Origin of the sequence: Psychrobacter sp. M13 (assembly GCF_030718935.1) — a bacterium.
Taxonomy (GTDB): domain Bacteria; phylum Pseudomonadota; class Gammaproteobacteria; order Pseudomonadales; family Moraxellaceae; genus Psychrobacter; species Psychrobacter immobilis_G.
Map to the genome: position 1 here is coordinate 1,365,068 of NZ_CP132194.1, position 14,820 is coordinate 1,379,887.

The window sequence follows — 14,820 nt, forward strand, 5'->3', positions numbered from 1 at the left end:
ATTTTGTCCACATCGGATTCTGTTTGTACCAAATTTTGTTAACAACGGTAGTGACCGCCATAAACTTATCTAGGGTAGTTTAGGCGGTTTTTTAGGTTTTGGTAGGGGTGTTTTGGCATCACCGCTTGCTTTTTTCTCAGGATTCGTCGGATTATTTAAGTGGTCTTCGGCATCTAAGGTTTTGGTAGCTTGATTATATTGGATATCACTGGTAAAGGGTGTGCTGGTTAGCTCTTCATCTATTAGGCCGTCATCTAAGTTCACAACCTTTTTGGATGCTTTGGTTGCTTGCGTGCTAGCACTATTATTTACTGATCCAGTATCAATACCACTGTCAACGCCAGTATCAACATCAGTATCATAATTAATATCAGTATTTAGCGTACTACCATTAGCGACCACTTGCACGATTTCAGGTGGTATTTTGACATCAGATAAGCGCCTCATAACATAGTTACTTGGAATCGCTTTACCGCTTTTTTGTGCAGAATTATCCTCAAATATCATATGGCCCTGGCTGTCTATTTTCGCATACTGCATAGGCTTATCACGTGGCCAAAAAAAGTCTGAGGGATGACTAAAGATGTGCCCAATCACTAATTTGGTTAAGCGTCCCCATTCAAAGAAGCGTACTTCTTTTGAGCGTAGCGCGACAAATAAGGCTAATGAAAAGCTAACCATTAAATTGACTATACCGATTAAAGCCACGCCTAATACTGATAATAGTAATAAATGCCAGCTCATATCTGATGCTGATATATTGAATAAGCCATGAGCAAGATTCGCCGAAGCGAAGGCAATATGGCGAATGTCAATGGGCAAGCCGAATATATAGCCAATGGTCGCCGTGCTTCCTAAAAACACACCAAATAAGAAATTACCCATAATCGCGCCAAGATTCGCTTCTACAAAGCCGCCTAAGCGCTGTAACCATGATTTGGGCAGCAGATATTGCAAGAGCCAATGCCGACGAATACGAGCGCCAATCTGATTATAAACGGCCAAATTATCATAGTAGCCTGCAATCAAGCCTGATAAAAATAGATAAACACCAGCGATAGCCGCATGCGGTAGAGCCAGCGAGCGAAACGGGTCTAAATCATGTAGCAGGTGCACCGCCTTTCTGGTGTCAATCATTGATTCGCCAGTATATTGTAGCCAGACAAATGAGATAATTAAGGCGACAGGGATGGCGAGCATGACATTACCCATAATCGCGATAAACTGTGTACGCATAATATCGACGACCAGCTCAGACAGCTTGGTAAGCTGATGGGATTTTTTGCCTGAGCTGTCTGAAATAGTAGAGGCGATCGCAGCCGCTGTCATTGCCGGCTGCTTAGTGGCTACTGTGCCATGTACCACATGAATAAAGACAAAGCCCAAGCCATAAATCATACTATTAATAAAAGCGCGACCTATAGGTGCGAGTGCTAAGTGATAGGCCAGTATCTTAATAGTAGCCATAAAGGCAATGATAAAGCCACCGATTGAGGCTTTTTTGAACATCTTTTGATAGCCTGATTTATCGGTGCTGATGTAATGTTCACCAACGCGGCTAGCATTCTCAGTGACTTTGCGCGAGAGTAGCTTGGTACTATTATCAATCAAATAGCCTATGCTATAGCGATTATTAGCCGTAGTAATCAAGGTCTCAATCAGCTCAATAATGGCCTTATCGCGCTTACTACGATCATCGGTTACCAGCTCCGCCAGGATACGTACCCGCCGCAAGCTTTGATCAAGACGTAGCATCATATTGGTTAAGTGAATGGAGATACCTGTCTTATAGATACGTTTACGTATAGTAGCGACGATATCTTCACACTGCTCGAGCATCACAAGTAAGGGTGCTGGATTGACCGCTTGTTCAGGAGTAATATCCGTTAAGGTATCTAGCTCATGCGCTTGACGGTATTGATTCACAAACAGCACCGCTTCTTGATTTTGCGCGACAAAAGCGGCTGAATAGTTCAATATCTCAGGATACGATTCCATCAAATCAGGATGTAGACCTATACCGCTGATGCGATAAGATAAAATAACAATAGCGTTTAAGATGCTGTTTTTGGCAGTAGCGACCAAAGTTAGATGGTCCTCTTTAACTTTTAATAAACTAACCAGCGTATCCCATTTATCTTTTTCTATATTAGCCAGCCAGCGTTCATCTTGCGGCTTATCGAATAAATAACCTACCAGCTCAACGACAGATTCTTCTTGGGGCAATAAGGGCAAAAATCGATGACCAATCAGGCGGCGTAAGCTACTAAAAAAGCCTTGATCCGACATGATCCCTGTATCAGTGTAGAGCGCGATTTGACGTAAATTTATAATCAGCTTTAATACAAAGCTGGCAAGCCCATCGCCATATTCAGGATGCAGACGCAAAATATCAATAAGCTCTTGCAGCTTTTTATTGGCAAGTGCAGGCTCTTTTTCTCCTGCACGCAATTCATCGACCAAACGCTTGAGAACCGACGCGTCGGGAACCTCGCTTAGCGCAGTAATCTGCTGCAAAATGCGCTTTATCTCTGACACAGTAGACCCTTTATCGTAGTTATATTGCAAGAGTTATCCAACGTTTCACGCCTCAATAGGTAGCAACACTATTGGCATCATTTTAATCTGAATAAGACAGTTATAGTCAATTATTTTGTTAGTAGTTGTTTTGATTGCAGGCAAATAAAAAGGACAGTATCAAACTGTCCTTTTTATTTTAATAAGTTTTACAGACTAAAGGCTATTATTGACTGACAGCAACTCTTAGCTAACAGCAACGTTAAAATAATCCAAATCAAAGTTCATCATCGGATCACTACCAGCTTGTACCATCTGCGCATGGGCATCGATACGTGGCAAGATACGACCGACAAAATAATCAGCAAGCTTGGCCTTATCAGTATAGAACTTATCTTGCTGGCCATCAGCTGCTTCTACCATCATTGCAAACATGTATGAGTAGCATAAGTAGCCAACAGCGTGCATATAGTCAACCGCACAACCATTGATTTCATTCTTGCGATCTTGAATATTCGCCAGCACCGTTTTGGTCAAGGCTTCAACCGTATCAGCTGCACCCAAAGTCGCTTGTTTGATACCATGCTCAGCGCTCATTGACGCCACATAATCACGAATCTCGGCTAGGAAGTTATCAATATATTTGCCGCCGTTACGGGCAACCTTACGTCCTAGTAGATCGAGTGCTTGAATACCGTTGGCACCTTCATAAATCTGCGCAATGCGAGTATCACGAACGATCTGCTCCATACCCCATTCACGTACATAGCCATGACCACCGAAGACTTGCTGGCAATCAACGGTCGCCTCAAGCGCTTTATCAGTCAAGAAGGCTTTAGCGATTGGGGTCAATAAAGCAACACGAGCAGCGGCAGCTTGTGCAACATCAGGATCGGCACTGAATTTTTCGAGATCAAGCTGCTGAGCGACATACATAGCAAAGCAGCGCGAAGCTTCACTATTAGCCTTAGCATTCAATAGCATACGGCGTACATCGGCATGATGAATAATAGCATCGGCAGGCTTTTCTGGACTCTGTAATTGCGTATCGCTACGACCTTGCGCGCGATCAAGGGCATAAGCGGCGGCGTTTTGATAAGCCAGCTCAGAGCCACCAAGGCCTTGTAGACCCATAGTGACGCGCTCATAGTTCATCATAATAAACATAGAAGATAGACCAGTATTTTCAGCACCGATCATCCAGCCACGAGCACCATCAAAGTTCATCACACAAGTCGCTGACGCTTTGATACCCATTTTATGCTCAATAGAGCCCACGGCTAAAGTATTACGCTCGCCTAAACTACCATCATCATTGACCAAGAATTTAGGCACAACGAATAAAGAAATCCCCTTTGAGCCAACAGGGGCGTCAGGCGTCTTGGCTAGTACTAAATGAATGATATTATCAGTTAGATCATGCTCGCCGCCTGTGATAAAAATCTTAGTGCCTGAGATGTTATAGCTGCCATCATCATTTGGCTCAGCTTTGGTCTTAATAATACCCAAATCTGTACCGGCATGAGGTTCAGTCAAACACATCGTGCCTGACCAGTCGCCTGAGTACATTTTTTCTAAATAGATTTGTTTGATTTCATCAGAGGCCGCCGCATTCATACATAAGGTTGCGCCAACCGTCAGATTGGGATATAACGCAAAAGACTGATTGGTGGTAAACAGCATCTCTTCGGTCAGCATAGTGACCATTTTAGGGAAGCCTTGACCACCGTACTCAGGATTGCCGCCCAAGCCGACCCAACCTGATTCAGCGTATTGCTTATAGGCTTCTTTAAAACCACTAGGGGTAGTAACTACGCCATCACCCTGAAAGGTTGCGCCTTCCTCATCACCACTACGGTTGATAGGTAATAAGACATTCTTAGATAATTTGGCCATTTCTTCTAAGATCATATCGACGGTTTCCATGTCAACATGAGCTAAGCTTTCGTTATTCTGCCAAAGCTCATGAGCCTTGAATACATCGTTTAAGATAAAGCGCATATCATTAAGAGGAGCATTATAAACTGACATAAAAAATCCTTTTTGTTGGTATTAGTAGGGCGTATTGAACATTCACAAATAGTCTCTGTCAGTGCCACGGTCGAATGTTCAATACGCCCTATATATTCTGTTATGTATAAGCTAAATAATAGATGGTTAAAGTTTAGCAAATTAGCCGCCGAACTTGTGTAGCGGTTCGTGAATTATGCGTGTACTAAAAGTTATCAGTAGCTCTTGAATTACGCAAAAATAAAGTATTTCTGTTTTTGTTGATTTAATGCCTGGACTTGTTTTATGCCAGTATCTTTTATTTTTAAATAGCGTAATAGCAAAATCGGCAACATACCTGAGTATATTGCCGATGGGTATATTGCTGATATATCTAAAACAGAACATTTAAAGCAATATATTCGTGCTTATCAATAGCTTTAAGCTATTGATATTTAAGCCATTAAAACTCAAACTGCTCAACATCCATACTCATGTACGGCTCAACACCTGTCGCGATACGCTCAGCATAAGTAGAGGTACGCGGTAGCAGTTTTGCGAAAAAGAACTGTGCCGTCTTAACTTTGGCATCATAAAACGCTTTTTCGCTATTGCCGTTAGCAATCTCAGTTTGCGCAACTTTTGCCATACGAGCCCATAGATAAGCGAGAGTGACATAACCACTAAAGTACATATAATCGACCGCTGCACCGCCAACGGCTTCAGGATTCTCTTCCGCTTGATTAGCGATGTCTGCGGTTAATTCGCTCCATTGCTCAAGGTGCTGCACAAGTGGCGCTGTAAACTGGCTCATTTGCTCATTGTTATCGTTGTCTTCACAGAACTGCTCAATAACTTTGATAAAGTTAGCCAATAGCTTACCTTGTGAGTTCAGTACTTTACGACCGATTAGATCAAGGGATTGAATCTGAGTAGTACCCTCATAGATGCAGGCAATCGTGGTATCACGAACGTTTTGCTCAAGACCATATTCAACACAATAACCGCTGCCACCTAATGCTTGCACACCATGATGCGCGGACTCAAGACCCGTTTCAGTCAAGAATGCTTTACCAATAGGGGTCAGTAATGACAACATTTGATTGGCGTATTCAAGCGCCTCGCCTTCACCTTTGGCAACGGTGTCAGCAAACTGCGACATATAGCAGATCAAAGCACGACCACCTTCAGCAAAGGCTTTGGTCGTCAGTAACATATCGCGAACCGCCGGATGGACGATGATAGGATCAGCTGCTTTATTAGGGAACTTAGCACCATCTAGCGAGCGAAAGGCTAAGCGCTCTTTGGCAAATGCCAATGCACCTTGAAAGGCAAACTGTGAGGCAGTAACCCCTTGAATAGCCGTGCCAATACGCGCCACATTCATAAAGGTGAACATACAGTTTAGACCACGGTTTTCTTCACCAATTAAGTAGCCTGTTGCGCTATCATAATTAATAACACAAGTGGCTGAGGCTTTGATGCCCATTTTGTGCTCAATTGAACCACAAGAGACCGCATTGCGCTCGCCTAAGCTGCTGTCTTCATTGACCATAAACTTAGGAACAACGAATAGCGACAAGCCTTTAGTGCCCGCTGGAGCATCTGGTAGGCGCGCGAGTACGATATGAATGATGTTCTCAGACATATCATGCTCACCTGCTGAAATCCAAATCTTACCACCTGTAATGCTATAGCTACCATCGCCATTCGGCTCAGCTTTACTACGTACTTGATTAAGGTCCGAGCCACACTGCGGCTCAGTTAAACACATAACACCAGACCAAACGCCTGCGACTAATTTAGGCAGATATTTTTGTTTTTGCGCGTCAGTGCCATGATGCTCAAGGGTCGAGATGCAGCCTTCTGAGAGTCCAGGATACATGCCAAATGACCAGTTCGCTGTACCCATAAACTCAGAAATAGCTGAGTTGAGTGACACCGGCATTGCTTGACCGCCAAATTCTTCTTCAGCTGTCAACGAGGTAAAGCCCAGCTCACAATACTGCTTATAAGCTTCTTTAAAACCTTTGGGCGTTGTGACCACGCCATTATCGAAATGACAACCTTCTGCATCACCGCTTTGGTTGAGGGGTGATAATTCGTTCTCAGCAAAACTAGCAGCAGTTTCTAAGTAGCTGTCTACGATGTCCGACTCAATATGGGAAAAAGCATCGATAGATTGATAATGCGCTTCAGTATTTAGCAGTTCATGCATGACAAATTTCATATCACGTAAGGGCGCTTTATATTGCATGTTGTCCTATCCTTTATTGACTATATAATCGTATCGATAATTACGAAAAAGCTATCAGAAATCATTATTATGATAATTAAACCAATAGCTTAAATTCGATACTTGGATATACGATTTACATTAAGAGTAATAAATACAGTGTAAAAGATAGGCGTTAACAGAGGATTTTACAAGTTTGCAGATAATACTGATAAGTCATCAACCAAACTTGCATACTAATTATGGCGTGTACTGATAGTCACAGCTATTCGCGGGTAGTACAAAGGGATAGATGATTTAAGAGGTTTTTATAATGAACATAACTAATTTATAGATTGGTATAAGGAACTTAGAATTTAGGCTAGTAGCTCACCTGATCAGTTAGCAATTGGGTTGCGACTTTGGCATCGACAGCGCGACTAAACCAATATCCTTGAGCATAGCGACAGCCCATTTGAGCGAGCATATCACGCTGCTCTATAGTCTCAATACCCTCAGCAATAGCACTCATATCTAAAGCTGTTGCTAAATCTAAAATAGCTTTTACGATAGCCTGCTGCGTTTTATTATCAACAATACTGTACATAAAGCTTTTGTCAATTTTGATAAAGTCAAACGGGTACTCTTGCAAGTAGCTTAGGGAGGCGTAGCCTGTACCAAAGTCGTCAAGTGCTAAACAGACGCCTAAGTCTTTGAGGGCAGTTAGTTGCCGTTTAACCTTTGAGTGACGTAGCATTAAAGAGGATTCAGTGACTTCTATGTGCAACTGAATAGGATCAATAGCGTACTCGCTAAACAGATGGCTGACAAAGCCAAAAAAATCAGGATGATTAAACTCAGCAGCATCAGCATTGATACTGATATATTGCTCAAATCCTAACATCTTCCACTCGCTTAGATGCTCAGAAATTTGCTTAGCCAATTGACAAAACAGCTCAAAGGATAGCTTGTGTTTGACAATAGCTTCAATAAATTTAGCAGGCTTAAGCAGGCCACGGGTAGGGTGTTGCCAGCGTACTAGGGCTTCAAATCCTGTGATTTGCCCTGTTGCTAAAGCGACTTTTGGTTGATAATGCGGAATAAACTGCTGATCAGCGATTGCTTTGCGCAATTCTGCTTCTAACAGTAAATCATCTACGCTTAGCTCATTGAGCTCGTCATGATACCAGCTCATATTTACCCCATCATGCTCTTTGACATAATGCAGCGCTTTTTCCGCTTTAGCTAGTAGACTCGGCAGCTGATTATCATCTTTGGGGTAACGGCTAACGCCAATGGATAGATGCAAATAAACATAGCTACCCTCAAGAGTATTGTCTGTATCAACGACATCATAAGCAGCTATTGGATCATAAGCTTTCGATACTGTATCACTGTTAGTAGAAGCATTATCCGAGGCGTTACTTAATACAAAGGGTTGTTCGCAAATTTGCGTTAATCTATCAAGCTGATACTGAACCATCTGCCCATCACTACACTGAAATACCATAGCAAAATCATTACTACCAAAATGAGAAAAGCATTTTAAATACTCTAGCTCTTGCGCAGTCACTCGCTTTACAAATTGAGTGATTAAAAGGTTTATCCAGCTGATCCCTAGAGTATTAGTAAGCGTGCGAAAATTATCGATATCAAAGCGCACAATAACGATCTCGTCGCTACTATTAAGCGATAGCTCGCTGACCTGAGTTAAAAATAACTTACGATTGGGTAATCCAGAAACCTGATCAAAGTTAATCAAGTGTGTAATTTTTTTTTGATCTTTGACGAGTGTTGAGGTATCACGAATCGTACCCACATAATAAATCTCACCATCTGCGTCTATTCTGCGACAGCTAATCTGACACTCTATCATTTGACCATAGCGCGTCGCCAATGAAAATTCCTGCTCATAAAATCCTGTGCTTTTTAGGAGGTGAATAACACTATTTAAAAGTGTGCGTTCTGACTCAGATAAAAATTCAGCCGCATAAACCCCAATGGTTCGTCCCAGTAAGAACTCTAAATCATAGCCCATCATTAGCTCATAAGCTGGATTAATGCCTATATAACAAAGATTAGCATCCAAAATGAATATGCCGTCATCAAATTGCTCACACAATTGCGCAAACAACTGCTGCTTAATAGAGTTTGAGAGTGGGGATATAGTACTCATAATCTAAGCTCACAAAATGAGTGTAAAATAATTTGACCAATTAGACCACATTTTGAACATTAAATACAGACAAAAGTTTAATTAGTTCTTAATGGATGCTAAGTAAAACAGACAGGCACTCTGGTATCGCGTGACTAGTACAGATGTTATGGCTTACTACCTACGCTGACAGAGACTACAAAACCTAGGTTCTCATAATAATCATACCCCTCAAGTGGTTGTGTGTCTAAAATAAATGAACTATATATGTTGACCCTAAAGTATTGGTTATCAATAATGGCTAAGCGCGTGCAAAGTAGCCAATGCAACCACAGGTGCAGTCTCTGTGCGCAGGACACGATTACCGATTTGCCAAGGTAAAAAGTTAACTTGCTCGGCTTGCTGGCATTCAGCTGGACTCAATCCGCCCTCAGGCCCAATCAGTAACTCAATATAGGGTAATGGTTGTGTGAGTACTGATGTGAGTACTGAGCTAAGAGTCGCAGGCGCGCGCGGTTGATCCGCTGATGGTACGCTGAGCATCAGCCTAATATCCGCTTTGTGACCTAATATTTGATAATAACTATCTTGACTGAGTTTTGCGACAATAACGCTCACTGACACGGCTTTATCAGTCGACATCGCTTTATTGTTTGAGTCATCATTTAGCTCAATACTGTCATTTATTTCAGCGTTTAATTCAGTATCAGGATTTTGCAACCATTGACTGATAGCGATAGGCGCAAGTATAAGGGGCGGCCGATTAAGTCCACACTGCTCACAAGCGGCAATGGCGATCTGTTGCCAGTGGGCAAGCTTTTTGTCAACCTGCGCAGGCTTTAGCGTGACTTCACCATGATGACTGGTCAATAGTTGAACAGCGGTAACGCCAAGCTCGGTGGCCTTTTGAATAGCATAATCCATACGCTCGCCGCGACTCATTACTAGCGCTATTTTGCTAATAATAGGTGCTGTATGATCGTCAGCGTCATGAGCTAATACAGTAGCGGTTGCTTGTTTTTTACTGATAGTTGCCAGCTCAACCAAGTACTCACCACCGAACCCGTCGAACAAAACACCTTGATCACCACTATTAGCTCGCAATACACGACACCAGTGATGAGTGATGCTCTCTGTCAAAGTCAGGGTAGTGCCCATAGCGAAAGTACTCAAGGCTGCAAAGTCGCACTCGCCATCTTTATTAACGTCAGTAGCTGCATAAAAAAAACGTCGCACGTTATCTTATTCCTATTATTTATGTTATTTGAATATATAACAAAATATACGATAATTATGATAAACACAATAATCAGTATTCTATAAAGTTATCATTATGGGTTTGAAGAGCCATAAAAAAACTGGCGCTCCTAGGAGGACCAGTCTTTGATAGCGACAAAAGTTTTATAGCTTGAACGTCTAATGCTTATACGAGTAACTCAGGCACTAGTCCTAAAGACTCAACTAAGCGCTTGTTAGGATTGACTTTGTTCATGCTATAAAAGTGCATGGCAGGCACACCTTCAGATATCAAACGCTCACACAAACGATGGACTACCTCAAAGCCAAACTCGCGAATAGCCGTGCGGTCATCGCCAAAATCAGCAAGCTGCTTGCGTATATAACGCGGTATATCAGCACCACAGCTATCGGCAAAGCGCATTAAATTGCTAGAGTTAGTAATGGGCATAATACCAGCAACCAATGGCTGTGTGTCCATATCGATACCACGTTGCTCTAAGGCATCACGCAAATATAAGTAGCTATCCGCATTATAAAAGAACTGAGTAATAGCAGCATTAGCGCCAGCCTTGTACTTATTAACTAGATTCTCAATATCGAACAAAAAGCTTTTGGCTTGCGGATGCATCTCAGGGTAGGCAGCGACTTCGATATGGAAATGATCTCCTGAATGCTCACGAATGAACTTGACCAAATCTAGGGCAAAAGGTAGCTGACCCATACCCACTTGACCTGAGGGCAAATCGCCACGCAACGCAACCAATCGATCAATGCCTAAGCTTTTATAGAGTTCTAATAGCTCGGCAACCTCGTGTTTATCATCGCCAATACAGGAGATGTGCGGCGCCACAGGAGTCGTGCCACGCGCACACAACTCCTTGACGATCTTTAGCGTACGACTACGAGTAGAGCCGCCAGCGCCATAAGTGACTGAAAAGTACCCTGGTGCTAGCTTGTTTAGCTCATCGTAAGTGCCAAGCAGCTTTTCATGGCCAACTTCCGACTTTGCAGGAAAAAATTCAAAAGAGAAAGCAGGCTTACTCACAGTCGCGCTCCTTGTTATTAATACCAACAGTTAAATAAGCATTCATATTAGTATTTATAAGCTTCAGGTTTGAACGGACCTTCAACAGGCACACCTAAGTATTCAGCTTGCTTAGTGGTGAGCTTAGTCAGCGTACCGTTGAAGCCGGCAACCATAGCGGCAGCAACTTCTTCATCAAGCTTCTTCGGTAGTACTCTGACGTATAAGTTGTCAAAACGCTCATCGACGGGTAGCTGAGCGAATTTTTCTTCGAACAGATACATCTGCGCTAGTACTTGGTTAGCGAATGAGCCGTCCATCACGCGTGATGGGTGACCCGTTGCATTACCTAAATTGACTAGACGACCTTCAGCAAGCAGAATGAGATAATCATTAACATCTTCTGAGCGGAAGATTTGATGCACTTGTGGCTTAACTTCTTCCCAGCGCCAGTTGTCACGCATGAATTGGGTATCGATTTCGGTATCGAAATGACCGATGTTGCAGACCACAGCGCCAGGCTTTAGAGCCGCTAGCATGTGTTTGTCACACACATGGTAGTTACCCGTTGTAGTAACAATCATGTCCGTATCTTCTAGCAGACGGGTATTGATGCCTTCAGCACCGCCAGTGTTATCGCCATCGATATAGGGTGATAATACTTCATAGCCATCCATACAAGCCTGCATCGCACAGATAGGATCGACTTCTGATACGCGTACGATCATGCCTTCTTGACGTAAGCTCTGGGCTGAACCTTTACCAACATCACCATAACCGATCACTAAAGCGCGACGACCAGCGAGGAACATATCCGTACCGCGTTTGATCGCATCATTTAAGCTATGACGGCAGCCGTATTTGTTGTCGTTTTTAGACTTAGTAACCGCATCGTTGACGTTGATAGCAGGTACTTTTAGCGTGCCTTGATTCAACATCTCGATTAAACGATGTACACCAGTGGTAGTCTCTTCAGAGATACCATGAATGATATCCAGCATTTGCGGATACTCGTTATGAATAAGTGCCGTTAAATCACCGCCATCATCTAGGATTAAGTTGGCATCCCAAAGTTGACCTGACTCTTCACCGCCTACAAAGATTTGCTGACGTAAGCACCATTCGTACTCCGCGTCCGTCTCACCCTTCCAAGCGAATACGGGCGTGCCAGCAGCAGCGACAGCAGCAGCAGCATGGTCTTGGGTTGAGAAAATATTGCATGAAGTCCAGCGCACTTCGGCCCCAAGCGCGATTAGCGTCTCGATAAGCACAGCAGTTTGGATAGTCATGTGAATACAGCCGACGATCTTCGCGCCCTGTAATGGCTGATCGGCTTCGTAGCGACGACGCAAACCCATTAGGGCTGGCATTTCGGCTTCAGCAAGAGTGATTTCGCGGCGACCATATTCTGCTAAGCTAATGTCAGCAACTTTATAATCAGTGAAAGTGGGGTCGATCGTATGGACAGATGGGATATTAGACACTGCGTCCATCATATGCTCCTATTGTTAATAGATGTATGATAAAAAGCAGGTGCCGTTATTTGCGCTGTAAGCGACCAAAAATAGGACGTTCGACAGTTAACCGAGCCTAACACAACCTATGATTTGCATGATTTTAGCTCTCAATGCAATATTCGTGGTCATGGTGCAACACCTCTCGGAGGACACTATTGTAATAGATGAGCGTTAATTTGTCACCCATAAAAAAGACCATCAATCGATGGTCTCTTGTAACAATAGAGCAAACAACTTTAGTACCAGTTATAGGTTAAAGAGGTAAAGAAGTTAGTGCCGTCAGTATTGTAGTTTGGCGCGGTTACATACTTTTCGTTAGTGATATTATTTAATCTTGCAGTCATCGATAAGTTATCTGTAAGTTGATAATTTCCACTAATATTAAGCAGACCATAGCTATCAACAAGTTGTGAATCAGCATTAGAAATACTGTAATAATAATCATCTACGTATTGGTATTCAGCGCGAATGTCTAGACTTGGTAAGCGATAACCAATATAAACTAACCCTTTATGTTCAGGACGGATAGGTAAAAAATTACCATCATTAGCGCCACCGCTATTATCTTTGGCTTTTTGATAGTCATAGCTACCACCGAATAAATAGCTATCAATTTCCCAATCCGATGTCAGTGTTAGCCCTTTTATTTTTGCTTCTTCAATATTTTGGCTATTGCCGCCAATATAGTTATTATCATCATCGTATCGAGCTACAAAATTAATCAGATCATCAACTTTATTTTGATAGCCTGTCAATCGAGTGCTTTGCATTAAAGTATCATACTCAATAAAAGCCTCATAATTATCACTGGTTTCAGCTTTTAAATCAATATTACTTTCAGTCCCAGAATAAATATCATAAAAGCTAGGAGCACGGAAACCTTTAGCATAGCTAGCACCGATACGAAAATTAGTATTGAAGTTATAAGCACCACCTAAGTTATATGTAGTCTCGTTTCCATATTGTGAATTATCATCAAAACGTAAATTAGCCTGCGCATCAAATTGATTATTGGCCAATACATAACCTAAGAAGGCGCTTTTTACATCGCGATCATTGGCATCATCATATACAGTAGATTCAAGATCCTGTTTTAAGTATTCAAGTCCATATATACCTTGCCCAACGGGTAGCTGGTGTTGTCCTAACAAGCTGACTTGATCTTGCTTGCTATCATAAACACTACTAAAGTTGCTTTTAGTGTTTATGCTATCCATAGCATAGCCGTATTGTAGCTTTATTGAAGAGCTTGGCAGGTAACGCCAGTCAATAAATACTTGAGCTGCACCATTTTCCTGATCTGTGTAGGCATCTTGAGCACCTGAATCAAATTCAGAGGTCGACTTGCTATATAAGGCACTAGCGCCTGCAAGCCATTGCTCATTAATGCGTTGATTGAGAGCAATACTAAAGTTATTGCTCTCGAAACCGTCATCGTCTTCATTGTAATTAAAAGTATTTGTTGGTAGTGTTGCGTTTATGCCATTCGTTTCATTATGGCTGGCTGACAAGCTCAAAGATGTGCCATTAGTATTGGCAAGCTGAGCGCTAGCACCATAAAGGTATTGAGCATTTGAGCCAATACCAGCTGTAACAGAAAAGTTACTTCTGTCTACATTATTGCCTTTAGTAAATACTTGAATAACGCCGCCCATAGCATCAGCGCCATAAATGCTTGAACCTGAGGCTCCGTATAATATTTCAATACGCTCAATTTGATCAGCAGGTAATAAATTGAGCGTTGCGCTACCATCATTTAATGAGCTATAACGAATACCATCAATAAGGACTAAAATTTGCTTACCGTCATAGCCGCGCATATAAAAATTACTTTTTTTATCCATACCTCCGTTGCCATAGTAACTAAACCCTGGCTGGCGCTTTAAAACTTCTATTACACTTTGACCTTGAAATTGTTGCAGCTCTTCACTGTTAATGACACGCGTTTGCGCAATCGTATTGCTAATTTTGGTCGGTGTGCGCGTAGCGGTAACGACGATTTCATCAAGCTCAACCTGTGGCAGGCCATCATCACCAACAGCTATCAAATCAATCGTTGCTGCTGTAGCATTCATAGCAGAGACGCTAAGCGCACCTAAAATACACAATCTTAAGTAAGTGTTGAAAGATGACAAAACCATAAGGGATTCCAAAAAATAGAGTT

Annotated in this window: 8 protein-coding genes; all 8 read right to left on the minus strand. The window is 42.3% G+C overall.

The genetic code is table 11. From position 1 onward, the window contains the following. Window positions 1–69 precede the first annotated feature (69 nt). The 8 genes from Q9G97_RS05790 to Q9G97_RS05825 all read right to left on the minus strand — a co-directional run bounded on the left by Q9G97_RS05790 (window position 70) and on the right by Q9G97_RS05825 (window position 14,797). Entirely contained in the window at window positions 70–2,538 is a 2,469-nt protein-coding gene (locus tag Q9G97_RS05790) for a site-specific recombinase (RefSeq protein WP_305900094.1), read from the minus strand. 225 nt (window positions 2,539–2,763) lie between these two features. Then, complete coding sequence (locus tag Q9G97_RS05795) at window positions 2,764–4,548, minus strand: acyl-CoA dehydrogenase C-terminal domain-containing protein (RefSeq protein WP_305900095.1); 1,785 nt, start codon at window positions 4,546–4,548, stop codon at window positions 2,764–2,766. Between the two features lie 421 nt (window positions 4,549–4,969). Continuing rightward, entirely contained in the window at window positions 4,970–6,763 is a 1,794-nt protein-coding gene (locus tag Q9G97_RS05800) for an acyl-CoA dehydrogenase C-terminal domain-containing protein (protein WP_305900096.1), read from the minus strand. 340 nt (window positions 6,764–7,103) lie between these two features. Then, the gene (locus tag Q9G97_RS05805) at window positions 7,104–8,897 is read right to left on the minus strand and encodes a bifunctional diguanylate cyclase/phosphodiesterase (RefSeq protein WP_305900097.1); all 1,794 of its coding nucleotides are present in this window, start codon (window positions 8,895–8,897) and stop codon (window positions 7,104–7,106) included. Window positions 8,898–9,167: 270 nt separating this feature from the next. Then, entirely contained in the window at window positions 9,168–10,112 is a 945-nt protein-coding gene (locus tag Q9G97_RS05810; protein WP_305900098.1) for a 16S rRNA (uracil(1498)-N(3))-methyltransferase, read from the minus strand. Between the two features lie 187 nt (window positions 10,113–10,299). Then, window positions 10,300–11,160 carry a methylenetetrahydrofolate reductase gene (locus tag Q9G97_RS05815; RefSeq protein ID WP_305900099.1) on the minus strand — a complete coding sequence of 287 codons (861 nt, stop codon included), beginning with the start codon at window positions 11,158–11,160 and terminating at the stop codon, window positions 10,300–10,302. Window positions 11,161–11,207: 47 nt separating this feature from the next. Then, entirely contained in the window at window positions 11,208–12,632 is a 1,425-nt protein-coding gene (gene ahcY, locus Q9G97_RS05820) for an adenosylhomocysteinase (protein WP_305900100.1), read from the minus strand. Between the two features lie 260 nt (window positions 12,633–12,892). Then, window positions 12,893–14,797 carry a TonB-dependent siderophore receptor gene (locus Q9G97_RS05825; protein ID WP_305900101.1) on the minus strand — a complete coding sequence of 635 codons (1,905 nt, stop codon included), beginning with the start codon at window positions 14,795–14,797 and terminating at the stop codon, window positions 12,893–12,895. Between the last annotated feature and the right edge of the window lie 23 nt (window positions 14,798–14,820).

Bases quoted from the DNA above. Each gene is read 5' to 3' on its own strand.
- Q9G97_RS05795 (WP_305900095.1), bottom strand. From the start codon at position 4,548: ATGTCAGTTTATAATGCTCCTCTTAATGATATGCGCTTTATCTTAAAC.
- Q9G97_RS05800 (WP_305900096.1), bottom strand. From the start codon at position 6,763: ATGCAATATAAAGCGCCCTTACGTGATATGAAATTTGTCATGCATGAA.
- Q9G97_RS05805 (WP_305900097.1), bottom strand. From the start codon at position 8,897: ATGAGTACTATATCCCCACTCTCAAACTCTATTAAGCAGCAGTTGTTT.
- ahcY (WP_305900100.1), bottom strand. From the start codon at position 12,632: ATGGACGCAGTGTCTAATATCCCATCTGTCCATACGATCGACCCCACT.
- Q9G97_RS05825 (WP_305900101.1), bottom strand. From the start codon at position 14,797: ATGGTTTTGTCATCTTTCAACACTTACTTAAGATTGTGTATTTTAGGT.